Annotated in this window: 24 protein-coding genes; all 24 read left to right on the top strand. The window is 30.5% G+C overall.

Annotated elements, in window-relative coordinates:
• Positions 1–137 precede the first annotated feature (137 nt).
• The 24 genes from C7N41_RS06225 to C7N41_RS06110 all read left to right on the top strand — a co-directional run bounded on the left by C7N41_RS06225 (position 138) and on the right by C7N41_RS06110 (position 24,760).
• Complete coding sequence (locus C7N41_RS06225) at positions 138–776, top strand: amino acid ABC transporter permease (RefSeq protein WP_105964835.1); 639 nt, start codon at positions 138–140, stop codon at positions 774–776.
• Positions 777–788: 12 nt separating this feature from the next.
• Positions 789–1,415, top strand: coding sequence for an amino acid ABC transporter ATP-binding protein (locus C7N41_RS06220; RefSeq protein WP_105964834.1), 627 nt, complete (start codon positions 789–791; stop codon positions 1,413–1,415).
• Positions 1,416–1,429: 14 nt separating this feature from the next.
• On the top strand, positions 1,430–2,302 hold the full coding sequence (locus C7N41_RS06215) for an amino acid ABC transporter substrate-binding protein (RefSeq protein WP_105964833.1): 873 nt from the start codon (positions 1,430–1,432) through the stop codon (positions 2,300–2,302).
• 3 nt (positions 2,303–2,305) lie between these two features.
• Complete coding sequence (gene yfmF, locus C7N41_RS06210; protein WP_105964832.1) at positions 2,306–3,568, top strand: EF-P 5-aminopentanol modification-associated protein YfmF; 1,263 nt, start codon at positions 2,306–2,308, stop codon at positions 3,566–3,568.
• A 2-nt stretch (positions 3,569–3,570) separates the two neighbouring features.
• Positions 3,571–4,848 carry an EF-P 5-aminopentanol modification-associated protein YfmH gene (yfmH, locus tag C7N41_RS06205; protein ID WP_105964831.1) on the top strand — a complete coding sequence of 426 codons (1,278 nt, stop codon included), beginning with the start codon at positions 3,571–3,573 and terminating at the stop codon, positions 4,846–4,848.
• A gap of 77 nt (positions 4,849–4,925) precedes the next feature.
• Entirely contained in the window at positions 4,926–5,792 is an 867-nt protein-coding gene (locus C7N41_RS06200; RefSeq protein WP_105964830.1) for a helix-turn-helix domain-containing protein, read from the top strand.
• A gap of 59 nt (positions 5,793–5,851) precedes the next feature.
• The gene (pgsA, locus tag C7N41_RS06195; protein WP_105964829.1) at positions 5,852–6,433 is read left to right on the top strand and encodes a CDP-diacylglycerol--glycerol-3-phosphate 3-phosphatidyltransferase; all 582 of its coding nucleotides are present in this window, start codon (positions 5,852–5,854) and stop codon (positions 6,431–6,433) included.
• Positions 6,434–6,480: 47 nt separating this feature from the next.
• Positions 6,481–6,951: a nicotinamide-nucleotide amidohydrolase family protein gene (locus C7N41_RS06190; RefSeq protein ID WP_105964828.1), complete on the top strand. Its 471-nt coding sequence runs from the start codon at positions 6,481–6,483 to the stop codon at positions 6,949–6,951.
• Between the two features lie 102 nt (positions 6,952–7,053).
• Complete coding sequence (gene recA / locus C7N41_RS06185; RefSeq protein WP_105964827.1) at positions 7,054–8,109, top strand: recombinase RecA; 1,056 nt, start codon at positions 7,054–7,056, stop codon at positions 8,107–8,109.
• A 194-nt stretch (positions 8,110–8,303) separates the two neighbouring features.
• Complete coding sequence (rny, locus tag C7N41_RS06180) at positions 8,304–9,869, top strand: ribonuclease Y (RefSeq protein ID WP_105964826.1); 1,566 nt, start codon at positions 8,304–8,306, stop codon at positions 9,867–9,869.
• A gap of 80 nt (positions 9,870–9,949) precedes the next feature.
• Positions 9,950–10,753: a TIGR00282 family metallophosphoesterase gene (locus C7N41_RS06175; RefSeq protein ID WP_105964825.1), complete on the top strand. Its 804-nt coding sequence runs from the start codon at positions 9,950–9,952 to the stop codon at positions 10,751–10,753.
• A 24-nt stretch (positions 10,754–10,777) separates the two neighbouring features.
• Complete coding sequence (gene mutS / locus C7N41_RS06170) at positions 10,778–13,399, top strand: DNA mismatch repair protein MutS (RefSeq protein ID WP_105964824.1); 2,622 nt, start codon at positions 10,778–10,780, stop codon at positions 13,397–13,399.
• Positions 13,400–13,416: 17 nt separating this feature from the next.
• Positions 13,417–15,357, top strand: coding sequence for a DNA mismatch repair endonuclease MutL (mutL, locus tag C7N41_RS06165; RefSeq protein ID WP_105964823.1), 1,941 nt, complete (start codon positions 13,417–13,419; stop codon positions 15,355–15,357).
• Between the two features lie 23 nt (positions 15,358–15,380).
• Positions 15,381–15,995, top strand: a complete 615-nt coding sequence (gene ruvA, locus C7N41_RS06160) for a Holliday junction branch migration protein RuvA (RefSeq protein WP_105964822.1) — start codon at positions 15,381–15,383, stop codon at positions 15,993–15,995.
• Positions 15,996–16,011: 16 nt separating this feature from the next.
• Positions 16,012–17,019 (top strand): Holliday junction branch migration DNA helicase RuvB, encoded by a 1,008-nt coding sequence (ruvB, locus tag C7N41_RS06155; RefSeq protein ID WP_105964821.1) that lies wholly within the window; start codon positions 16,012–16,014, stop codon positions 17,017–17,019.
• 78 nt (positions 17,020–17,097) lie between these two features.
• Positions 17,098–17,433 (top strand): preprotein translocase subunit YajC, encoded by a 336-nt coding sequence (gene yajC / locus C7N41_RS06150; RefSeq protein WP_105964820.1) that lies wholly within the window; start codon positions 17,098–17,100, stop codon positions 17,431–17,433.
• A gap of 135 nt (positions 17,434–17,568) precedes the next feature.
• On the top strand, positions 17,569–18,549 hold the full coding sequence (locus tag C7N41_RS06145) for a DHH family phosphoesterase (protein WP_105964819.1): 981 nt from the start codon (positions 17,569–17,571) through the stop codon (positions 18,547–18,549).
• The gene (locus C7N41_RS06140) at positions 18,549–19,910 is read left to right on the top strand and encodes a DEAD/DEAH box helicase (RefSeq protein ID WP_105964818.1); all 1,362 of its coding nucleotides are present in this window, start codon (positions 18,549–18,551) and stop codon (positions 19,908–19,910) included. Before C7N41_RS06145 ends, C7N41_RS06140 begins: the two co-directional genes overlap by 1 nt.
• A 267-nt stretch (positions 19,911–20,177) precedes the next feature.
• Positions 20,178–22,820 carry an alanine--tRNA ligase gene (gene alaS / locus C7N41_RS06135; protein WP_105964817.1) on the top strand — a complete coding sequence of 881 codons (2,643 nt, stop codon included), beginning with the start codon at positions 20,178–20,180 and terminating at the stop codon, positions 22,818–22,820.
• Positions 22,821–22,886: 66 nt separating this feature from the next.
• Entirely contained in the window at positions 22,887–23,156 is a 270-nt protein-coding gene (locus C7N41_RS06130; RefSeq protein WP_105964816.1) for an IreB family regulatory phosphoprotein, read from the top strand.
• A 3-nt stretch (positions 23,157–23,159) separates the two neighbouring features.
• A complete protein-coding gene (ruvX, locus tag C7N41_RS06125) occupies positions 23,160–23,594 on the top strand; it encodes a Holliday junction resolvase RuvX (RefSeq protein WP_105964815.1) in 435 nt (144 codons plus the stop codon).
• A 15-nt stretch (positions 23,595–23,609) separates the two neighbouring features.
• The gene (locus C7N41_RS06120; RefSeq protein WP_105964814.1) at positions 23,610–23,912 is read left to right on the top strand and encodes a DUF1292 domain-containing protein; all 303 of its coding nucleotides are present in this window, start codon (positions 23,610–23,612) and stop codon (positions 23,910–23,912) included.
• Positions 23,913–24,023: 111 nt separating this feature from the next.
• Positions 24,024–24,275 (top strand): cell division protein ZapA, encoded by a 252-nt coding sequence (locus C7N41_RS06115; protein WP_105964813.1) that lies wholly within the window; start codon positions 24,024–24,026, stop codon positions 24,273–24,275.
• Positions 24,275–24,760: a CvpA family protein gene (locus tag C7N41_RS06110; protein WP_105964812.1), complete on the top strand. Its 486-nt coding sequence runs from the start codon at positions 24,275–24,277 to the stop codon at positions 24,758–24,760. Before C7N41_RS06115 ends, C7N41_RS06110 begins: the two co-directional genes overlap by 1 nt.

Here is a 24,760-nt window from a genome sequence, read left to right as displayed (position 1 = left end):
TCCGTTATCTTTTGAGTTTTATACTCAACAAGCTACTTTATGCGAGTAAAGTAGAAAATTAGGTGGAACCGCGTTTGAACGTCCTTTTAGTGAATTAACTAAGAGGACGTTTTTTTATTTAAGGAGGTCGATATTAAATGCATTATATATTTGAAATACTACCATCATTATTTTCTGGAGTATTAACAACTTTAGAAATATTTGGGTTAACTTTATTAATTTCAATTCCATTGGGAATTTTAGTTTCATTAGCTTTAACAGGTAAAAGTTTTATAAAATCTATTTTCGAATTTTATGTATGGATAATGAGGGGGACACCTCTATTATTGCAATTGATTTTTATCTTTTATGGTTTACCCATCATAGGAATTGTTTTTCCACGTTTTGAAGCAGCATTAATTGCATTTTCTCTAAATTATGCCGCATATTTTGCTGAAATATTTCGTGGTGGTTTTCAATCAATCCCTCAAAATCAATTTGAGAGTGCCAAAATGTTACGTTTATCTAACTGGCAAACACTACGAAAAATTATTATTCCACAAGTTTTTAAAATCGTTTTACCATCAATTGGAAATGAAGTTATTAATTTAGTTAAGGATTCTTCCTTAGTATATGTAATTGGAATTGGTGATTTATTGCAAGCCGGTAATATCGCTACTGCGAGAGATGTCACTTTATTACCATTGATTTTAGTAGCAGTGTTTTATTTGATTTTAACGGCATTATTAACTTTAATTTTACGAAAATTAGAAAAACGTTTTAATTACTGGAAATAGGAGGCGATTTTAATGTTTCAAATAGAAAATCTAAATAAAAGTTTTCAAAATAAACAAATAATTAAAAACATGAATTTGTCTGTAGATAGCAACGAAATTCTTGGAATAGTGGGACCTTCAGGAGCAGGTAAAACTACACTATTAAGATGTATCACGGGATTAGAATCATTTGATTCAGGTGATTTTTACATTGATGGTAAGAAGTTTGATCCTAGTGATAGTTCTGAATCTTTGATAGGAGTTGTTTTCCAAGACTATGGATTATTTCCTAATTTAACGGTTATTGATAATATAACTTTAGCTCCTCAATTAGTTTTAAAGAAATCAAAAGAAGAAGCAGAAAATGAAGCTCAAAAATTAATTGATCAATTAAATTTAAGTGGTAAGGAAGAATTATATCCATATCAATTATCTGGAGGGCAAAAGCAACGTGTAGCAATTGTTAGGACTTTAGCTATGCATCCTAAAATTATTTGTTACGACGAACCGACTTCTGCCTTGGATCCCAAATTAAGTGAGGAAGTTGGAAATATTATTTTGAACTTAAAAAATAAAAACATTACACAGTTAGTTGTAACTCATGATATCCAATTTGCTAATCAAATTTCTGACAAAATAAAAGAAGTAAAACCAATTTAAGAGGTGAATGACTTATGAACAAGAAAGTTTATAGCATTCTAATATTGCTGTTATCTTTTTTATGTGTGATGACTCTAACTGGATGTCAGTCTTTAACGCAAAGAGCCAATACGCAAGATAATTGGAGTAAAATAAAAAAAGATAAGAAAGTTACAATTGGACTTGATGTGACCTTTGTACCAATGGGATATGAAAATAAAAATGGTCAAATTACAGGATTTGACGTTGATTTAGCTAAAGCAGTTTTCAAAAAATATGATATTAAACCAATCTTTCAACAAATTGATTGGTCAATGAATGTTACTGAATTGCGCAATGGAACTATTGATTTAATTTGGAATGGATTTTCTGCAACTCCAGAAAGAAAGAAAAATGTTGCATTTACTAAACCATACTTATCCAATGAGCAAGAACTAGTTACTTTAAAGTCTTCACATATTAATAATTTCAATGATATGCATAATAAAATATTAGGTGCTCAAAGTGGATCTTCTGGATTAAATGATATAAATAATAATCCTAAAGTTTTAAAAGATAAAATTAAAAATAATTATCCAATTTTATATAACTCATTTACTAATGCTTTTATTGATCTAACTCATGGTAGAATTGATGGTTTATTAATAGATAGTAACTATGCTAATTACTATATTGCTCATCAATCTGATCCATCAATGTATAAAGTATCAACGGGTAAATTCCCCAATGAAGAATTTTCTGTTGGATTGCGTAAGGGCGATAAAACAATGAAGAATAAAATCAATGCTGGTCTTAGTGAACTAGCCAAGACTGGTGAATTGAAAAAAATTTGTCATAAATGGTTTGGTGAGAAATATAAATCCCCATTATTAAACTTAGAAAAACAATCACAACAAAAGGAAGGTTAAATATTGCAAAAATATATTTCAAATGGAGTTAGTTTGAATACTATTCATGATGATAAATTTAAAACAATCACAATTACTTGTGATTTAATCGAACCTTTGAATATCAATAATTTTGAAAAAAGGGCATTATTGGCAGAACTTTTTGAAACTAACAATGCAGATTATCCAACACAAACAAAACTTGCTCGTCAATTATCTAAAATGTATGGGGCTAGTTTTGGTACTAATTTATTGAGATATGGAAACTTATCGGTTATTAGAATAAATTTAAGCATCCCTAATCCTGAATTTATTCCGGGGAATTCTTCATCATTGTTAAAAGATGCTATTCAATTTTTAAATTCAATTTTGATGCACCCATTAATATCTAATAATGCTTTTGATAATGATACCTTTAATTTACAAAAATCAAATATGCAAAAATATATTTCTTCAGTTGCTGATGATAAACAATATTATGCATCAATTAAGCTTAAGAAATCTTATTATCAAGATGATATTAATCGAGGTAAATTTTTATTTGGGGATGTTGATCAATACGATAAAATTAATTCTTCTGACGAATATAAATACTACCAAGATGTTATAAAAGATAATAACATTAGAATTTCTGCGCTAGGTAAATTTGATGATGATAAGTTAATTTCATATATTAATGAAATTAATTTATCTGATCGTGATGAAATTTATAAAATAGATTGTTTTAAGCATAATGATAATGCAATTGAATACATTACTGAAAATACAAATGCTACACAAAGTAATCTTAATATGGCATATAATTTGCCTATTTATTATGATTCTAATGATTTTTTTGCAGCATTGCTGTTTAATGCTATTTTTGGTGGTAGTGCTCAATCCAAATTATTTAAAAATGTTAGAGAAAAATATAGTATGGCATATTATGCAAATAGTATGTTTAATTCTTTGAATGGAGTCATTATGGTGAACTCCGGAATTGATGCCAATAATGCTGAAAAAGTGCAGTCCATTATCAATGAACAATTGGTTTCTATTCAAAACAAAGAGATCAATCTTGATATTTTAAACAGTATTAAATCTGAGATGATCACTGCTAAAAGATCTATTTTGGATAATCCTAGACAAAGTTTAGAACAATCATTTGTTAATTCGTTATTAAATAAAAAATGGAATTTTGAAAAATGGCGTAAAAATATTGAATCAATTAATGTTGATCAAATTGCGAATGTTGCTAAAAAAGTTCAGTTACAAACTGTTTTTTTATTGAAGGGAGATAATAAATAAAAATGATAGAACTTAAATATCCTCAATATAATGAAACTGTTTATAAAGAACAATTAGAAAATGGGCTAACAGTGGTTATTGAACCGAAAAAAGGTTTTCAGAAAACCTATGCTTCTTTAACTATAAAATATGGTTCAATTGATAATACTTTTATTAGTTATGATAATGAAAAAAAAGAGATGCCGGCTGGAATTGCACATTTTTTAGAACATAAAATGTTTGATAAAGACGGCTATGATGCAATGGATGTTTTTTCCAAGTATGGGGCTAGTTCTAATGCATTTACTAGCTTTAATCGTACTAGTTATTTATTTTCTTGTACTAACTATGTTAATGAAAATTTGAATACTTTACTTGATTTTGTTCAAATTCCTTATTTTAATGAAAAAAAAGTTAATAAAGAAAAAGAAATTATCGCTCAAGAAATCAAGATGTATAACAATGATCCTAATGCTGCATTATATTTCAATACAATTCAAAATATGTATCCTGATAGTCATCTTAATGTTGACATTGCTGGAACTGTAGAGTCTATTAATAAAATCACTGCTGATGATTTATATACTGCTCACAAGACTTTTTATCAGCCAGCTAATATGCAATTAAACATTGTTGGAAATGTTGATCCTGATGAAGTAATTAAAATCATTAAAGAAAATCAAGATAACAAGACTTTTTTACCTGCGAAAGATATTGAAAGAATTCAAGTTCCTTCTAAAAAAATTAATAACTCGAATCGAAGACAAATGGATGTTTTTAACCCTAAAGTTGCTGTTGGAATTAAGGGAGATTCAGCATTAGGCAAAAATATTAAGTATGAGCTTTCAATTTCATTACTATTAGAAATATTATTTTCTGAGGATTCTGATAATTATGCTTATTTGTATAATCATGGCATTATTGATGACTCCTTTGGATTTGATTTTGATTGCAATAGAAACTTTAATTTTTCCATTATTGCTGGAGATACTGAATATCCAAAAGAATTTATAAATAACATCAAAGATATTTTGATGAACGCAATTAATAATTTAGATAATTATACTGATGATTTAGAGTTAATTAAACGTGAAGAAATTGGTCAACACATTTTGATTATGAATTCTATTGAAGCTACAGCTAACAATTTAGGGGATAGTGATAATAATTTTATAAATTTATATGATGAAATTAGGCTAATTAATGATATTACTATCAATGATTTAAAGGAATATGGTGCTAAGTTGTTATTAGGCGATAATATTATTTCTAATATAATTATTCCATATTCTAATAAATAATTATTTTAATTCCTAAATTTTCATTATGTTGTGATATACTAAAATTATGAAAAATATATTTAAGTGGAGTAATTTCTATGGCAAAAGACGAAAATAAAGAAGTAGAAATCGGTAAATCACTACATGATGCACGTGTTGCAAAAGGTATGTCATTAGAAGATGTACAAAAGATTACCAAAATTCAGGCTCACTATTTGGAAGCAATTGAAAATGAAGATTTTTCAGAACTACCAGGTGATTTTTATGTTAGAGCTTTCATTAAACAGTATGCAGATACTGTAGGTATCGATGGAATGGAACTGCTCAATGAACATGATGATAGCTTACCTGATACTCAAACCGAAGAATATAGTCAAAAAGTATCAGAAGATACTTTATCAAAACGATCTGAGCGTCAAAATAAAGAAGAAAAAATTAATTCTTTTAGAAAATTTGTTCCAATTGTTGGCGTTGTTATTGTTGTATTAATTGTTATTTTTGTTATTTGGGGAGTTGTTGCTAAAACCAATAAATCTGCAGATACAAATATTAATAGTAACAATAGTTCTGTTTCAGTTAGTGGTTCTTTTGAAAAATCTGAATCATCAAATGCTGATAATAATAAAAAACAAGACAAAAAGCCTGCTCCTAAGAAAAATATCAATAAAACCTCTATTAAAAAGGTTAATGCAACTGAATATGAAGTTAGTGGTAGTAAGGAAAATACTATTACATTAGATGCAAGTAATCGTGCTTGGTCATCTATTTCAACTAATGGTAAGTCACTATTTTCAGGTTCACAAGAATCTGGTAATAAGAAATCTGTTAAATTACCTAGTGGAACTAAAGATGTTTCTATGTCATTAGGAAATGTGCCATCAACTAAGATTTTAATTAACAATAAGTTGTTAAATCTTGATAAGAGTGTGCCTATGACTACTGTTTTAAATATAAAATTTAAATAAAAAATGGGGCTTAATAGCCCTTTTTTTAATCTGAAATATCAAAAAAGGAGTATTATATTTTGAATTTACCTAATAAATTAACATTGATTAGAATTATTATGATTCCCATTTTTATTTTATTATTGGCATTTCCTTTGAATTTAGGAACTACTATTTTATTTGGTACAACGGTTCCTATCGTTAGAATTATTGGTGCTATTATATTTGCATTAGCATGTATCACTGATTTCTTAGATGGGCAAATTGCTCGTAGACAAAAGCTAGTTACAAATTTTGGAAAGTTTGCTGATCCATTAGCTGATAAAATGATTGTAATGTCTGCTTTCATTATTTTGGTATCATATGGTTTAGTTCCCTCATGGGTAGCTGCAATCATTGTATGCCGTGAATTAGCAGTTACTGGACTAAGATTAATAGCCGTTGAAAATGATGGTGAAGTGATTGCTGCAGCCTGGCCTGGAAAAATTAAGACTGCAAGTCAAATGATTTCAATTATCTTGTTACTAATGAATGATTTCATTACATTACCATTTAATATTGGATTAGGAACAATTATACTGTATATTTGTTTATTCTTTACAGTTTATTCAGGGATTGAATACTTTGTAAGAAGCAAAGATTTATTTTCTGATTCTTTTTAAATAAGTATAGTTTTTTACGTATTTAATATTGAAAGGTCGAAATAATAATGAATATTGATTATTCAATCATTAAAAGTCTTATTAAAGATAATATATCGATTACAGCCGCTGAAAGTTTAACTGCAGGCATGTTTCAATCCATTTTAGGAAACGTTTCAGGAGTATCTGCCATTTTTCCTGGTGGATTTGTTACTTATTCTAATGCTGCCAAAGAGTTATTATTAGATATTCCAAACGATATTATTAATAAAAATGGAGTTGTGTCTGATAAAACTGCAATTTGGATGGCTAAGCAATCTAAGACAAAAATGCATACTAACATTGGAGTTTCTTTCACAGGGGTAGCAGGTCCTGATTCCTTAGAAAATAATCCTGCGGGAACCGTTTTTATAGGAATAGATTTTTTAGACCAATTACCTTATGCTCAAGAGTTTCACTTTGATGGAAATCGTAATGATGTAAGGGTTAAATCTGTGAATGCTGCCCTGAAAATGATTGCAGATGAGTATAATAAATAGCGCGAACATTTGTTCCTTTTTTACTTGCTTTTTTTAGTATAGATTAGTATAGTATAAATATTGAATATTTAGGAATGAAGTATTTTTTAAGGAGGTCATTGAATGGCTGATGAACGTAAAGCCGCTCTAGATGGTGCTTTAAAACGAATTGAAAAAGAATTCGGTAAAGGATCCATTATGAGAATGGGAGATCGTGGAGACACTAGAATTTCAACAATTCCAACTGGTTCACTTGCATTAGATAATGCACTTGGAGTGGGTGGATTCCCTCGTGGAAGAATTGTGGAAATTTATGGCCCAGAAAGTTCCGGTAAAACAACACTTGCATTACAAGCAGTCGCTGAAGTTCAAAAACAAGGTGGGACTGCAGCATATATTGATGCTGAAAACGCTCTAGATCCAGTTTATGCTAATAATTTAGGTGTTAATATTGATGATTTATTATTATCACAACCTGATACTGGTGAACAAGGACTTCAAATTTGTGATGCTTTAGTTTCTAGTGGTGCCGTTGATATAGTAGTAGTTGATTCTGTTGCTGCATTAGTACCACGTGCAGAAATTGAAGGTGAAATGGGTGATGCCCATGTTGGACTACAAGCTCGTTTAATGTCACAAGCCCTTAGAAAATTATCTGGATCTATTAATAAGACTAAAACTATTGCTCTATTTATTAATCAAATTAGAGAAAAAGTTGGAGTTATGTTTGGTAATCCTGAAACTACTCCTGGTGGACGTGCTCTAAAATTCTATTCAACTATTCGATTAGACATTAGAAGAGCAGAACAAATTAAGAATGGTACTGATGTTATAGGTAATCGTACCAAGATTAAAGTTGCTAAAAATAAGGTAGCTCCTCCATTTAAACGTGTTGAAGTTGATATTATGTATGGTAAAGGTATTTCTCAAACCGGTGAATTGGTAGACATGGCTGTTGATCAAGATATTATTAATAAGTCTGGTTCTTGGTATTCATATGGTGATGAACGTATCGGACAAGGTAGAGAAAATGCTAAGCAATACTTGGTCGATAATCCTGATAAAATGAGTGAAATTAATAAAAAAGTTCGTGTTGCTTATGGCATGGATGAAGATGACTCAAAAGAAGAACCTGATGATACTAAATCAGAAGATAATAAGCAAAAAGAGAGTAAATAATCAATAAAAATAGAGTTATTTAGTTATAATGCTAAATAACTCTATTTTTTCGCTTAATATCGATGTTTATTAAAGTAGATATATTGACACTTTTATCAGTAAAATTTAAAATATAGTAGTACTTAAATAATTTAATTACACTTAAAATATAATTTAATTCATTTTTTGATGGTTTGGAGGTGTAACTTAATTTTATGAATTATATATTAATTGATATAATCCTCGTAATCATCGCTGTTGTTTTAGGTGCTTTTGTTGGTATGTTTTTACACAAAAACATAGTTGAAAAGAAATTGGCTATTGCTCACAAAAGTGCTAAAGACATCTTAGATAATGCTAAACGACAAGCAAAAACATCTTCTAAAGAAAAAATTCTTGAAGCTAAAGAGAAGAGCAATCAGTATCGTTCTAATATTGAAAAAGAAATTAAACAAAGACGTCTAGAAGTACAGAGACAAGAAAATCGTTTAATTCAACGAGAAGATGCTTTAGATAGAAAAGATGATGCTTTCGATAAAAGGGAAGATTCTCTTAATAGAAGAGATGAAAAACTTAACGCTAATCAAAAGAAGTTGGAACAAAAACAGCAGGAAGCCGATAGATTGGTTGAACAACGCCAAACTGAATTGGAAAAAATATCCGCACTTTCTCAAGACGAAGCTAAGGACTTGATTATTAAAGAAACTAGTGATCAATTAGCAGATGAAAGGGCTAAAATGGTTAAAGATAGTTATAATGAAGCCCAAAAAGAATCAAGTAATAACGCTAAGAATCTTGTGATTGAAGCAATACAACAAAGTGCTGCTGATATTGTTTCCGAAACTACTGTTTCAGTGGTTACTTTACCAAGTGATGATATGAAAGGTCGTATTATCGGTAGAGAAGGTCGCAATATTCGTACATTTGAAACCCTCACTGGGATTGATTTAGTCATTGATGATACTCCAGAAGCTGTTGTATTGAGTGGATTTGATCCAATTAGACGTGAAGTTGCTAAAATGGCATTGGAAAAATTGATTAAAGACGGTCGCATTCATCCAGCTCGTATTGAGGAAATGGTTGATAAAAGTCGTCGTGAACTTGACGAAAAAATTCAAGAAATCGGTGAAGAAACTGTCTTTGACTTAGGAATTCATTCTATGAATCCTGAAATGATTGGAATGATTGGTAAATTACAATTCAAAATTTACTATGGCAGAAATGTATTGAGTCATTCAATCGAAGTCGCAAAATTATCTGGTGTATTAGCATCTGAACTAGGCGAAGACGTTGTTTTAGCAAAACGCGCAGGATTATTACACGAAATAGGTCGTTCTGTTAATAATGAAACTGAAGGTTCTCATATTGATATTGGAATTGATCTGGCTAAGAAATATCATGAAAGTCCCGCTATTATTGATTCAATTGCCAGTGATGATGAAAGTAGAAAACCTAAGTATATTATTTCAGAATTAGTAAGTATTGCTAATAAAATTGCAATTTCTAGACCGGGAGCTAAAAGCAAGTCTTTGGAAAGTTTCGTTCATCGTCTTGAAAGTCTTGAAAAAATTGGTGATAGTTTCGATCAAGTTAAAAAGAGCTATGCTATTCAAGCAGGTCGAGAAATTCGCATAATTGTTAAACCAGATAAACTATCTGATACTCAAGCAATTGTTTTAGCAAGAGACATTAAGAATAAAATTGAATCTGATATGGAGTACCCAGGACATATTAAGGTAACCATCATTAGAGAAGTAAGATCAATTGAATATGCAAAATAAAAAAGGCCATTTGGCCTTTTTTATTTTTATTAAATCGGTGTAAAATTAATTACATATATATAAATGAATTGAGGATAAATATGAAAATTTTATTTCTTGGTGATGTTGTTGGAAATATCGGAATGAAAATGATAAAACAATATCTACCAATCTTAAAAAGAGATTATAAACCACAATTAACAATTGTTAATGGAGAAAATGCTACATCCTTTGGTCGTGGAATTAATCGCAAGGTTTATAAAGATATTATGGATTCTGGAGCTGATGTAATTACTCTAGGTAATCATGCATGGAATAATGAGGAAATATTTGATTTTATAGATGAAACTAAAAAATTAGTTCGTCCTTTAAACTTTCCGGGTAAAGATGTTCCAGGAAATGGTTATACTATTATTAACGTCAATGGCAAAAAAGTTGCTGTAATTAATTTACAAGGACGTATTTTTATGGATCCGATTGATGATCCATTTAGAATGATTGACGAATTAGTCAATAAATTAAGTTCAAAAGTTGATAATATATTTGTTGATTTTCACGCTGAAACAACCAGCGAAAAGCAAGTTATGGCTATGTATTTAGACGGCAGAATTAGTGCAATGGTAGGTACTCACACTCATGTTCAAACTAATGATAATCGTATTTTGAAAAAGGGAACTGCCTTTATGACTGATGCAGGTATGTGTGGACCCACAGATGGTGTTTTAGGGATGAAATATGAAAATATTATCCATCGCTTTTTAACACAACGTCCCACTAGATTTGAAGTCGAAGAAAACGGCGGTGGAATTGTTTCTGGTTGTATTATTGATATTGATAATCATAGTATGAAGGCTAAATCTATAAAGAAAATATTAATTAGTCCAGATCATCCTTATCAAGGATAGGATTTTTAGTAAGGAAGGTATCTAATGGTAAAATCGGCGAAATTAACACCAATGATGGAACAATATCAAAAAGTTAAAGATCAATATAAAGATGCTTTTTTATTTTATCGTTTGGGTGACTTTTATGAAATGTTTAATGATGATGCAGTAAAAGGAGCACAAATATTGGAACTAACATTAACGGCTAGAAATAAAAATTCTAGTAATCCAATACCAATGTGTGGAATTCCTCATAAAGCGGTTGAATCTTACATCAATACTTTAGTAGATAAGGGTTATAAAGTAGCCATTTGTGAACAAATGGAAGATCCAAGAGTTGCCAAGGGAATGGTTAAACGAGCAGTTACACAATTATTAACCCCTGGAACAAAAACTGAAACTGGTGCTGAAAATGCCAAAAATAATAATTATTTAACTGCTTTAGAGTACGACAAAGATAGTAAAAAGTATGGCTTTGCTTATGCTGAACTTTCTACTGGTGAATTAAAAACGAGTGTTTTAAGTAATGTTGATACTTTAATTAATGAAGTTATGAGTTTACAAACTAAAGAAATTATTGTTGATGATAATGTTTCAGAAGATGATATTAATACTTTTAATAAATTAGGAATTTTAGTGTCATATCAATCTGACATTGATATTGAAGATGATATGAATAATTTAACCAATAATTTGATTAATAGTTTAGAAAAAAAGACAGCTGAACTTTTAATCACTTATATTATCAAAACTCAAAAGCGTAGTTTATCTCATATGAAGGCGGCTGAATCTTATCGTCCTACTGAATTTTTAAAATTAGATCATAACTCGCAGTATAATTTAGAGTTGAATAAAAATATTCGTACCAATAAAAAATCAGGTAGTTTATTATGGCTTTTAGATGAAACTAAAACTGCAATGGGTGGTCGTAAACTGAAAACATGGTTAGATCGTCCATTAATAGTTAAAAAGCAAATTATTCAACGTCAAAATGCGGTTCAAGAATTACTAGATCATTATTATGAACGCAATGAAATTAGTGATATTTTGGTTAAAGTTTATGACTTAGAAAGATTAGCTGGAAAAGTGTCTTTTGGTTCTGTGAATGGTCGTGACTTGATTCAATTACAGTCTTCTTTGGAACAAATTCCTAAGTTAAGGTATGAAATAGCATCAATGGACGCTACTTCTTTTAATGGTATTTATGATGCCTTAGATCCGGTGGATGATGTTGCACAAATGATTAATGATTCTATTATTGATGAACCACCAATTTCAGTTACTGATGGTGATTTGATTAAAGATGGATATAATAAAACTTTAGATGATTATCGTGATGCAATGAATAATGGTAAAAAATGGATAGCTGAGCTTGAAAACAAAGAGCGCAATGCAACAGGTATCAGTAACCTTAAAATTGGATATAACCATGTTTTTGGCTATTATATTGAAGTTTCTAAGGCTAATTTAAATAAGTTACCAGAGGATCGTTATGAGAGAAAGCAAACTTTAACTAATGCTGAAAGATTTTCTACACCAGAATTAAAAGAAAAAGAAAAATTAATTATTGAAGCGCAAGAAAAATCTAAAACATTAGAATATACGATATTTAGTAAAGTACGTGAAAACGTAAAAAAATCAATTAAAAGATTACAAAAATTAGCAACTGCAGTGTCAACCCTTGATGTGTTACAAAGTTTTGCAGTTATATCTGAAAATTATCGTTTAGTTAAGCCATCTTTAAATGATAATCATGATTTAGAAATTATTGATGGCAGACATCCAGTAGTTGAGAAAGTTATGGGGCATCAATCATATGTGCCAAATAACGTAAAAATGGATCCTGATACTAATGTATTATTAATTACAGGTCCTAATATGTCTGGTAAAAGTACTTATATGCGTCAATTAGCATTAGCAGTTATCATGACTCAGATAGGATGCTTTGTTGCTGCTAAATCAGCTCAAATGCCAATTTTTGATAAAATATTCACTAGAATTGGCGCAGCTGATGATTTAATTTCTGGTGAAAGTACATTCATGGTGGAAATGAAAGAATCTAACGAGGCAATTCAAAATGCAACTGAAAATAGCCTGATTTTATTTGATGAAATTGGTCGTGGAACTGCTACCTATGATGGAATGGCCTTAGCTCAATCAATAATTGAATATGTTCATAATAATATTCATGCCAAAACTCTATTTTCTACTCATTATCATGAGTTAACTGAACTAGAAACGACTTTACATCATTTAACCAATGTTCATGTTGGAGCTGTTGAAAAAAATGGTGAACTTGTATTTTTGCATAAAGTCAAAAAAGGTGCTGCTGATAAATCTTATGGAATTCATGTTGCTAAATTGGCAGGTTTACCTGATAAACTGTTATCACGTGCAGATAATATTTTGGAAACACTTGAAAATAAAGATGATGATAATGAGAAAGTGATGAACATTCAGACCTCACCAGTTGCAAAAGATGAAACTAAAAATGATGAAGAAGAACATCAATTATCATTATTTAATGATGACAATCCTAAAAATAAGAAACAAAATGTTGCAGATATTAAAATTATTAATGAAATTAAGCGTATGGATTTAATGTCTAAAACACCAATGGAAATTATGAACGCTGTTTATAAGTGGAAACAAAAAATTGAAAAATAGTGAATGGAGGGGATTATTTGTCAAAAATTCATGAATTAACACCGGTTTTAGCTGATCAGATTGCTGCTGGTGAAGTTGTTGAAAGACCTGCTTCAGTAATTAAAGAATTAGTGGAAAATTCTATTGATGCCAAAAGCACGCAGATTGATATTAACGTTAAGGATGCTGGGTTAAATAGTATGCAAGTTGTTGATGATGGTATCGGAATTGAAAACGATGATATTAAATTGGCTTTTAAGCGTCACGCCACCAGTAAGATTAATAATCCTCAAGACTTATTTAAAGTTCATTCATTAGGTTTTCGAGGTGAAGCATTGCCTTCTATTGCATCTGTTTCGGATGTGCAATTAAAAACTTCTACCGGGGATGAAGGTACTAAACTTCATATTAGAGGAAGCAAGATTGAATCTATTATGCCTTCTGAATCTAGAAGAGGGACATCAATCACAGTTAGTGATCTATTTTATAACACTCCAGCAAGATTAAAATATATGAAGTCCTTACAAACTGAATTAGCTAAGATTACTGATATTGTTGATAGGTTAGCAATTGGGCATCCCAATATTGCCTTTTCACTTGTGCATAATAATCGAGAACTAATTCGTACTTCGGGTCGTAATAATCTCCAACAAGTAATTGGCGATATTTATGGTGCTAGAAATTTAAAACGAATTATTAAAATCAATAATCAAGATGATGACTTTAAGATTAATGGTTATATTAGTTTGCCAGAATTAACTAGGGCATCTAGAAACTATGTCACCATTATTTTAAATGGCAGGTATGTGAAAAATTATAATATTTTTAAAGCCTTAACCGATGGATACGGATCTAAATTAATGGTTGGACGTTATCCAATTGTCACTTTAAATATCAATTTAGACCCAACTTTAATTGATGTTAATGTTCATCCAACCAAACAAACGGTGCGTATCAGTAAAGAAGAACAATTATGCAATTTAATTTCTAAAACTGTTTATGATGCTATTTTTCCACAAAATTTAATTCCAGATGCGATGAATCGTGATCGATCAGTTAAACCACATTATGAAACTAGTCAAATTCAAATGGATTTAAATAAAGCATCGACTCACCATCCAGTAAGTAGTCTTGAAAAGTTTAAAGATAATAACAAAAGTTATGATTTGGACGACACAATTGACGAATCGGTGAAATCAGATGTTGAAGCTAGTAATGTAGAAAACTCGATTATTATTAAAAATAAGTCTGATTTAATTAGTTCTTCAGTAATTAACTTTAAAGAAAAATATGATAATGAATCAGATGCTTTACCATTTGGAGAAACTAAATCTGAATTAAATTCTGATGAATCTAATTTGGATGATGTTGAAGTAACTCGTTTTCCTAATTTACGTTATATTGGTCAATTACACGGAACTTATTTAATTGCTGAGTCAGATAATGGAATGTACATTTTAGATCAGCATGCTGCTCAAGAAAGAATTAATTATGAAAAGTTTAGAACTGAAATTGGGGATGTTTCAGATGATCAACAAAACTTGTTAGTGCCAATAGTTCTTGATTATCCAGCATCAGATGCAATTATTATTAAACAAAAAATTGATGTTTTGCACAGTGTTGGAATTAATATTGAAATTTTTGGTAAAAATAGCTTTGTGGTCAAACAACATCCAACTTGGATTAAGGGTTCTGATGAAGAAGAAACAATTCGATCAATGATTGATTGGGTTATTGAAAATAAAAAGATATCAGTTGCATCATTTCGTGCTAAAACTGCGATTATGATGAGTTGTAAACGTGCAATTAAAGCTAACCATCACCTTGATCGTAAGCAAGCAATTAATTTAATTGATAATTTATCAAAAGTTCAGAATCCATTTAATTGCCCTCATGGTAGACCAGTATTAGTTTCATTTTCTAACGCTGATATGGAAAGGATGTTTAAACGTATTCAAGATCCACATAAAAGCGAATAATTATTTAAAAGGATGTAAAAAATATGTATGAATATTTAAAGGGAATCATAGCAGATGTAAAACCCGGATATGTTGTTATTGATGTTTCAGGAGTAGGGTATTTAGTGCATACTTCTGATCCTTATCGCTATTCTTCTGATGAAGAAAAAATAGTTAAGATTTTTATTTATCAAGCAGTAAGTGATTCATCACAGACTTTATATGGATTTTATACTAGAGAAGAGAAAAGTATTTTTGAAAAATTACTAAGTGTTTCTGGTATTGGACCTAAGAATGCACTAGCAATTTTAGCTGGCAATGATCCTAAGTCTTTAGTGAAAGCAATTAATGAAGAAAACGTTACTTATTTAACTAAATTTCCTGGTGTTGGGAAGAAAACAGCTAAACAAATTATTTTAGACTTAAAAGGAAAGATTGACGATCTTGCACCATCGTTATTTGATGATGTGGATGAAGCTAAATCAAATGATACTAATGATTCAAATAATCAAGAATTAAGCGATGCATTACAGGCATTAGAAGCTTTAGGATATACACATCGTGATGTTGAAAAAGTTAAGAAGAAGTTGTCTAATGAAAAATCCATGACCACTGATGAATACCTAAGTAGCGGACTAAAATTATTAACCCAATACTAAAAGGAGGAATACTAATATGGACGATAATCGAATTGTTTCTGGTGACAGTGCCAGTGATAATGAAGAATCAGTTGAAAAATCTCTACGCCCACAACATTTATCAGAATATATTGGTCAAGATGATTTAAAATCAGAATTATCTGTTTATATTAAAGCGGCTAAACAAAGAGAAGAGTCATTAGATCATGTTTTACTTTATGGGCCTCCTGGATTAGGTAAGACGACTTTAGCAATGATTATTGCTAATGAAATGGATGTTGGTATTAAGACCACTAGTGGTCCTGCAATTGAAAAACCAGGTGATTTAGTAGCTTTACTGAATGAATTACAACCAGGTGATATTTTATTTATTGATGAAATTCATCGATTACCTAAAATGGTTGAAGAAATGCTATATTCTGCAATGGAAGACTTTTATGTTGATATTGTTGTTGGTCAAGGACCAACGGCACATCCAGTTCATTTTCCATTACCACCATTTACTTTAGTTGGTGCTACAACTAGAGCAGGAATTTTATCAGCACCATTTCGTGATCGTTTTGGCATTGTAGAGCATATGAAATATTATGAAACTAAAGATTTAGAAGAGATTGTAAAACGTTCGGCTGATATTTTTAACGCTGAAATTGTTGCAAAAGGAGCTCATGAAATTGCTCGTCGTTCTAGAGGAACTCCTAGAATTGCTAATCGTTTACTAAAAAGAGTACGTGACTTTGCACAGGTATCTGATAAAGAAAATATTGATGTGGAAATTGTTGATCATTCTTTGAATATGCTAGGTGTTGATGACGAGGGACTAGATAGCACTGATATAAAATTATTGAAAACAATGATTGTATATTACAATGGTGGACCGGTAGGATTAAATACATTGGCTGCTAATATTGGTGAAGAAACTGATACAATTGCTGAAATGTATGAACCATATTTGTTACAAATTGGTTATTTAAAAAGGACAGCTCGTGGAAGAATGGTTACCGAAGCTGCATACAAACATTTAGATTATCCAATTAATAATAATTAATTTATGGTAGACTATTAATAGTAGTTCTGATAACCTATTATATAGAGATGTTATGAATTGAAAGAGTAGGTGAAAATAATGGGTAATTTCGCAGGATTTGGAATTATGATCGTCCTTTTTGCTGTTATGTATTTCTTGATTATTAGACCACAAAAGAAACAACAACAAAAGCATGCCGAAACTTTAAAGCAATTACAAAAGGGTGATCATGTTGTTACAATTGGTCGCCTTCATGGTGTAGTTGATGATATTGATACTGAAAATAAGACTATTACATTAGATTGTGATGGTATTTACTTAGTATTTGATATGAACGCAGTTGCCAAGGTAACTGAACGTGTTGGTGAAGCAACTTCAAATGATGATAAAAGTTCAGAAAGTAAAACTGAAGAAAAATCAGAAAAAGAAGATTAATTCAAAAAGCAATTTTCAAGATAATGAAAGTTGCTTTTTTTATTTCTAATAATTTTATTTAAACATTTTAAGCGTGTGATATAATTATTAGATATATTAAGATAAGAAATAGATTGAAGGTCATTAGTTATAGTTATGCAAAAAATTTTAAAAGCATTTAATTTATCAACCGAAAAGAAAATTATTAAAGCCATTTGTGATTTTGATACGATTATCATTCATCGTCATCAAAGACCAGATCCAGATGCTTATGGATCTCAAATGGGATTAGCAAATATTATTAAAACATCTTTTCCTAACAAAAAAGTTTATTGTGTGGGTAAACAATACCATGGTTTTGACTGGTTAGGTAAGACTGATAATATTGACGATGATGTCTACAAAAATGCATTAGTAATTGTTTGTGACACTGCTAATCAACCTCGTGTTGATGATTCTCGTTATACTAAGGGTAAAATGATGATTAAAATTGATCATCATCCTAACGATGATCAGTTTGGTGATATTATGTGGGTTAAACCGGAAGCATCAAGTACTTCTGAGCTTATTTATGATTTATATGATGCTTCTAAGAAACTAAAAATTAATGATGAAGCTGGCCGACTATTGTATGCAGGAATTGTTGGAGATACTGGCCGATTTAAATATCCTTCAACGTCTGCTAATACTTTTAGGGTAGCTTCTGAATTAGCAAAATTAAATTTTTCTACAACTGAAGTTAATAATATCGAATCTGAAATTGATATCCCATTAGCACGTTTGTCAGCTTATGTATACGAAAATTTAAATATTAAAGATAGTGGAGCAGCTTACTTAATATTAAGTGATAAAGTCCTAGAACCATTTAATTTAGGGGATGAGAGTACTTCTGCGGTTGTTCCATTACCTGGAAATATTAAACAGGTTAGTTCATGGGCAATTTTTGTTCAACAAAAAGATGGTAGTTATCGCATTAGACTACGTTCTAAGGGACCATCAATTAATGAACTAGCTAAGAAATTTGGTGGCGGAGGTCATCCATTAGCAAGTGGAGCTGTTGCTAAAGATGATGAGGAAATTAAGCAGGTCATCGAACAATTAGATACGTTAGTTGCTGATTATAAAGGAGATAAATAATGACAACTACTTTTAAGCAATACAATTTTAAGCCATTTATTATGAATGCCTTAGATGAATTAAATTTTAAAGAACCAACAAAAATACAAGAAAATATAATTCCCGAAATTATGAAAGGGAGAAGTGTAATTGGTCAATCTGCTACTGGTAGTGGTAAGACCCATGCCTTTTTATTGCCTATTTTTGAAGAAGTTAATCCTGATGAAAACAGTGTTCAAGCAGTAATTACTACGCCAAGTCGTGAATTGGCTTATCAAATTTATGAAAATGCTAAGCAATTAGCTAAACATAGTGATCAAGTTATTCATTTGGCCAATTATGTTGGTGGTACTGATAAAAAACGTCAGATTGAAAAATTAAAAAATGAACAACCACAAATTGTAATCGGGACTCCAGGAAGAGTTGCAGATTTAATTAAAAGTCAACATTTAGATGTTCATACAGCTAAAAACTTAGTGATTGATGAAGCTGATATGACAATGGATTTAGGTTTCTTAAATGAGGTTGATACCATTGCTGCTAGTTTTGGTAAAGATGTTCAAATGATGGTATTTTCAGCTACTATTCCACAAAAGTTACGTACATTTTTGAAAAAGTATATGACTAATCCATATATTGAAAATATTCCAAATGCTTCTGTAATTAATCCTAATATTGATAATTTATTGATATCGACCAAAGGTGAAAATCGTAATGATTTAATTTATAAGTTAATTACGATGGGTGAACCATATTTAGTATTGATTTTTGCCAATACTAAAAAAAGAGTTGAAGAGCTATATGAATATTTACGTAATCAAGGATTAAAAGTTGGAATGGTATCGGGTGCTTTGACTCCTCGTGAACGTAAGCGTATGATGAAACAAATTCAAAATCTTGATTTCCAATTTGTAGTGGCTACGGATTTAGCTGCTCGTGGTATTGATATTGAAGGGGTATCTGATGTGATCAATGATGACATTCCCGAAGATTTAGAATACTTTATTCATCGTGTTGGTAGAACTGGTAGAAACAATATGTCTGGAACTGCTATCACTTTGTATGATCCAGATGAAGAGGATGAAATTGATGCTTTAGAAAAAATGGGGATTTCATTTAAACCTAAGGCTATCAAGGGTGGTCGTATTGTAGATACTTATGATCGCAACCGTCGTAAATCTCATCGTCGTGGTCATGATAAACTTCAACCAAACATGATTGGTATGATTAAGAAGAAAAAACGTAATATTAAACCTGGTTATAAACGTAAGATTAAGAATGAATTAAAACGTAATGATGAAATGAATCGTCGAGTTGAACAACGAGAAGAAGGTCGTCGCAAACGTAAGTCAAGAAAGAATAGTTCTCAACGCTATAGATAATTATTGACACCATTTTTAACAAATTTTATAATCGTATATGAGAATGACGAAGAGAATATATTTATATTAAATAACTATTTAAGAGACATCTTGGCTGGTGCGAAAGGTGAGTTATTTTTATAAATGCTGTCTTTTTATGATGAATTGAATCGCTACTCAGCGTTATTGAGAATAAAGAGGTAAACGAAAACATCGTTGCAAGTAAAGTGGTACCGCGTGTAAGCGTCTTTACTGCAACGGTGTTTTTGTGCTTTTTGGAGGAAAATTATGAAAAACTTAAGTAGTAGTCAAATTAGAGCTATGTATTTGGACTTTTTTAAGCAACATGGTCATACTATTGAACCTAGTGCTTCATTAGTACCTAAAGATGATCCATCCTTGTTATGGATTAATTCCGGTGTTGCTACTATGAAAAAATATTTTGATGGTAGTGTGGTTCCTAAAAATCATCGTTTGACTAGTTCACAAAAGAGTATTAGAACTAATGACATTGAAAATGTTGGTAAAACTGCTCGTCATCATACCTTATTTGAAATGCTAGGTAATTTCTCAGTGGGTGATTATTTTAAAAAAGAAGCCATTACTTGGGCTTTTGAATTATTAACTTCATCAGATTGGTTTGGCTGGGATAAAGACAAATTATATATGACTGTTTATCCTAAGGATACTGATGCTAAAAAATACTGGGAAGCTGCTGGAGTTGCTCCAGATCATTTAATTGATATGGATGATAATTTTTGGGATATTGGTCAAGGACCTTCAGGCCCTGATACTGAAGTCTTTTATGATCGTGGACCTGAACATGATGATTTAAAACCAGATGACCCAGAAAACTATCCTGGTGGTGAAAATGAACGCTACCTGGAAGTATGGAATATTGTATTTTCACAATTTAACCATAAACCTGATGATACTTATGAACCTCTACCAAGAAAAAACATTGATACTGGGATGGGGTTAGAACGTGTAACTTCTATTTTTCAAAATGCACCAACTAACTTTGAAACTGATTTATTTTTACCAATTATTCATAAAACTGAAGAATTTAGTAATAATAAAAAATATGGTGTGAATGATCAAGATGATGTGGACTTCAAGATTATTGCTGACCATGCACGTGCGATTACATTTGCTATCGGCGATGGTGCACTTCCATCTAATGTTGGTCGTGGCTATGTTATTAGAAGATTAATTAGAAGAGCAATTGTTTCAGGACATCGATTAGGAATTGAAAAAGATTTCTTATACAAATTAGTACCAATTGTTGGTGAAATAATGAAATCTTATTATCCAGAAGTATTAGAACAAAAGGATTACTTGGCAAAAGTTATTCATTCTGAAGAAAAACGATTTAATGAAACATTATCTGATGGTTTAGACTTATTAAATAATCTTTTAGATGGATTAAAAGAATCTGACGATAAGGTTGTTAGTGGAAAAGATGCATTTAAGCTTTATGATACTTATGGATTCCCATTAGAAATGACCAGAGAATATCTAAATGATGAAGGCTATTCTGTTGACGAAGATGGCTTTAAATCTGAAATGCAAAAGCAAAAAGATCGAGCACGTAATGCACGTGGAGATAAGAAATCAATGGGTGTACAACGTGACTTATTAATTGAAATTAAGACACCAAGTAAGTACGTTGGATATGATCAACTAAGTGTTCCTGATGCTAAATTGCTTGACATTATCGTTAATGAAAAATTAGTTGATTCAGTTGATAAAGGAATTGCTGAATTTATTTTTGATAAAACTCCATTTTATGCTGAAATGGGTGGACAAGTTGCTGATCAAGGTATAATTAAAGATGCCAATGGTGATATTTGTGCTAAGGTAACTGATGTGCAAAATGCGCCTAATGGTCAGAATTTACACACTGTTGAAGTTCTAAAACCTATGAACAAAAATAATAGTTATTCATTAGATGTTGATCGTCATTTCCACAGTAAAGTTGAGAAAAATCATACTGCCACTCACTTGTTAGACCAATCATTAAGAAATATCTTAGGTGATCATACTCAACAAGCTGGATCTTTAGTTGAACCTAATTATCTAAGATTTGATTTTACTCATTTTGGTTCAGTTACTGAAGATGATTTAAATAAAGTTGAAGAACTAGTTAATGAACAAATCTTTAAGGAATTACCTGTTAATACTGTTGAAACTGACCAAGAAAATGGTAAAAAAATGGGAGCAATTGCCTTATTTGATAATAAATATGGCGATAAAGTAAGAGTTGTTAGTGCTGGTGATTTTTCTGTAGAATTTTGTGGTGGAAATCATGTTAAAAATACTAATGAATTGGGCTTATTTAAGATTACTTCTGAATCTGGAGTTGGTGCTGGAGTAAGAAGAATTGAAGCCGTTACTTCTGGTGATGCGTTTAAATATTTGAACAATGAAGAAAATATTTTGAAACAAATTGCTATTAATACTAAGACCAATAAACTTGAAGAAGTTCCAAATAGAATAAATCAACTACAAGAAGAAATTAAAGAATTGCAACAAAAACAAGAAACTTTAGAAACTAAAATTGCCAACCAACAAGCAGATTCTGTATTTGAAAATGTACAAAATGCTGGCAATCTAAAGGTAATTACAGGTGTATTAAAAGTTTCCGGTATGGGTCAATTAAGACAGTTAGCTGATACTTGGCGTAATAAAAATCTCTCAGATGTGTTAGTATTAGGTACAAGCATTAAGGGTAAAGCTAATTTAATTGTTGCCGTTAGTGATGATCAGGTTAAAGCTGGTATCAAAGCTGGAGATTTGATTAAAGCTATTTCTAGTGAAATTAATGGTGGCGGTGGTGGCCGTCCTAATTTAGCACAAGCCGGTGGATCTAATCCAGAAGGACTTGCTAAGGCTATGGATGCTGCCATTGAATGGTTACAAAAATTATAATATTTTATAATTAATGTTTTATTGAAATTATGTTATCTTACATCATAGATATAGAGGTGTTTTGGAATGAGTGCTTCAGATAAAACAATGTATTTTGATTTAAATAATAATACTCCTAAGGATGTTCATGATACTTTATTGTTAGTATATAAATCTTTGGAAGAAAAGGGGTATGATCCATATAATCAAATTGTAGGATATCTTATCTCAGGAGATCCTGCATATATTCCTCGTTTTAATGATGCAAGGAATCTAATTCGTCGTTATGAAAGAGACGAAATTATTGAAGAATTAGTTCGTTTCTATTTGGTTAAGAATAACAGTGAGGATAAATAGTTTATGAGATTAATGGGAATGGACGTTGGTTCTAGAACCGTTGGAATTTCTGTTAGTGATTTATTGGGATGGACAGCTCAAGGAGTTGAAATTATTCCGATTAAAGAAGAAGAAGAGGAATTTGGTTTAGATCGCGTTGATCAATTAGTTGAAAAATACGGTGTACAAGGATTTGTGCTCGGATTACCAAAAAATATGAATAACACTTCCGGACCTAGAGTCGATGCATCAAAGCACTATGGTGAACTGTTAAAAGAAAAGTTTGGTTTACCAGTTGATTTTGAAGATGAACGATTGACGACTGTTGAAGCAGAACGGATGTTAATTGAGAAAGCTGATACTTCTAGAAAAGGTCGTAAAAAGGTCATTGATAAGATTGCTTCTGAATTAATTTTGCAAACTTATTTAGATCGTAAAGGTAAACTAACAAATATATAGAGAGAAGGCTTATTAATGAATAACGAAGAACAAACACAACAAATTACAATGGTTGACGAAAATGGAAATGAAGAATTATATGATGTTTTATTCACTTTCCAATCAGAAGATTATGGAAAATCATATATTTTACTTTATCCAGTTGGTAAATCAGATGACGATGAAGTAAACATTGAAGCTTATGTATTACCAGATGATGATGATCCTACTGATCCTCAAGGTGGAGATTTAAAAACTATTGATTCTGATGAAGAATGGGATATGGTTGAATCTGTCTTGAACACATTTTTAGCTAAAGATGATGACAAAAAAGAATAATTATTATTCATTAAAAGGGTGTCTTATAGGACGCTCTTTTTTTATGCATAACTGTTTTAAATTTATTTTTATGCTAAAATAGTGATTGAATAATCAGGAGGTTTGTGTAACATGACTAGTGCAAATCAGCGCTTTAAAGCAAAAATAGACAATAAAACATATACATTTGTAGGTAAAAGTTCAGTTGAACATATGAAAACAGTTACCGAATTAATGAATGAACAATTAAATCAATTAAAAGAATTATCACCTGATATAGATAAGGCTGATGCTGCAATATTATTGGCATTTAACGCTTTTTCGGAGCAGGTAAAATTGCAAAATAAGATTAATCAATTAGAAAAAAAGGACTATAAAGAATAATGTTATTTACAATTATTATATCTTTAATACTTATTTTTAGTATTTACAGTGGATATAAAAAAGGATTAGCACAAGAAATAATCAGAATTATTGGATTCTTAGCTACTTTATTATTATCATTGCTTTATTCAAGAAATTTGAGTGATATTTTATTTTCCCATACTAATATTATTAGTAATCATCTCTTATGTAATAGTATTAGTTTTTTAATATTATTTATTATTCTTTCTGTGGTTGTGAGATTTATTATGAGAATAATAAACCATGTAACTTCTATTCCAGTTATTCATGAATTAAATTCCTTTGGTGGAGCTCTTATTAGTTTTATAATTTCATATTTTATGATTTTTTTAATCTTAAATATTATACTAGTTCTGCCCGATAATAATATAAAGAAGCAATATTATGATTCTAAAGTAGCTACTTTTGTTGTTAATAGAACACCATTGTTATCACATGATTTATATAAGAAATGGTTAAGATAA

The sequence above is a fragment of the Apilactobacillus micheneri genome (assembly GCF_002993975.1).
Taxonomy (GTDB): Bacteria; Bacillota; Bacilli; order Lactobacillales; family Lactobacillaceae; genus Apilactobacillus; species Apilactobacillus micheneri.
Note: the sequence above shows the minus strand (reverse complement) of the source record. Positions and strands in the feature narration are given on the sequence as shown.

Excerpts from the sequence above, each read along its gene's own strand:
- ruvB (WP_105964821.1), top strand. The coding sequence starts at position 16,012 with ATGGACGATAATCGAATTGTTTCTGGTGACAGTGCCAGTGATAATGAA.
- C7N41_RS06215 (WP_105964833.1), top strand. The coding sequence starts at position 1,430 with ATGAACAAGAAAGTTTATAGCATTCTAATATTGCTGTTATCTTTTTTA.
- mutS (WP_105964824.1), top strand. The coding sequence starts at position 10,778 with ATGGTAAAATCGGCGAAATTAACACCAATGATGGAACAATATCAAAAA.
- C7N41_RS06120 (WP_105964814.1), top strand. The coding sequence starts at position 23,610 with ATGAATAACGAAGAACAAACACAACAAATTACAATGGTTGACGAAAAT.
- C7N41_RS06140 (WP_105964818.1), top strand. The coding sequence starts at position 18,549 with ATGACAACTACTTTTAAGCAATACAATTTTAAGCCATTTATTATGAAT.
- yajC (WP_105964820.1), top strand. The coding sequence starts at position 17,098 with ATGGGTAATTTCGCAGGATTTGGAATTATGATCGTCCTTTTTGCTGTT.
- C7N41_RS06110 (WP_105964812.1), top strand. The coding sequence starts at position 24,275 with ATGTTATTTACAATTATTATATCTTTAATACTTATTTTTAGTATTTAC.
- C7N41_RS06115 (WP_105964813.1), top strand. The coding sequence starts at position 24,024 with ATGACTAGTGCAAATCAGCGCTTTAAAGCAAAAATAGACAATAAAACA.
- yfmH (WP_105964831.1), top strand. The coding sequence starts at position 3,571 with ATGATAGAACTTAAATATCCTCAATATAATGAAACTGTTTATAAAGAA.
- rny (WP_105964826.1), top strand. The coding sequence starts at position 8,304 with ATGAATTATATATTAATTGATATAATCCTCGTAATCATCGCTGTTGTT.
- C7N41_RS06175 (WP_105964825.1), top strand. The coding sequence starts at position 9,950 with ATGAAAATTTTATTTCTTGGTGATGTTGTTGGAAATATCGGAATGAAA.
- C7N41_RS06190 (WP_105964828.1), top strand. The coding sequence starts at position 6,481 with ATGAATATTGATTATTCAATCATTAAAAGTCTTATTAAAGATAATATA.
- recA (WP_105964827.1), top strand. The coding sequence starts at position 7,054 with ATGGCTGATGAACGTAAAGCCGCTCTAGATGGTGCTTTAAAACGAATT.
- C7N41_RS06145 (WP_105964819.1), top strand. The coding sequence starts at position 17,569 with ATGCAAAAAATTTTAAAAGCATTTAATTTATCAACCGAAAAGAAAATT.
- C7N41_RS06220 (WP_105964834.1), top strand. The coding sequence starts at position 789 with ATGTTTCAAATAGAAAATCTAAATAAAAGTTTTCAAAATAAACAAATA.
- alaS (WP_105964817.1), top strand. The coding sequence starts at position 20,178 with ATGAAAAACTTAAGTAGTAGTCAAATTAGAGCTATGTATTTGGACTTT.
- ruvA (WP_105964822.1), top strand. The coding sequence starts at position 15,381 with ATGTATGAATATTTAAAGGGAATCATAGCAGATGTAAAACCCGGATAT.
- ruvX (WP_105964815.1), top strand. The coding sequence starts at position 23,160 with ATGAGATTAATGGGAATGGACGTTGGTTCTAGAACCGTTGGAATTTCT.
- C7N41_RS06225 (WP_105964835.1), top strand. The coding sequence starts at position 138 with ATGCATTATATATTTGAAATACTACCATCATTATTTTCTGGAGTATTA.
- C7N41_RS06200 (WP_105964830.1), top strand. The coding sequence starts at position 4,926 with ATGGCAAAAGACGAAAATAAAGAAGTAGAAATCGGTAAATCACTACAT.
- C7N41_RS06130 (WP_105964816.1), top strand. The coding sequence starts at position 22,887 with ATGAGTGCTTCAGATAAAACAATGTATTTTGATTTAAATAATAATACT.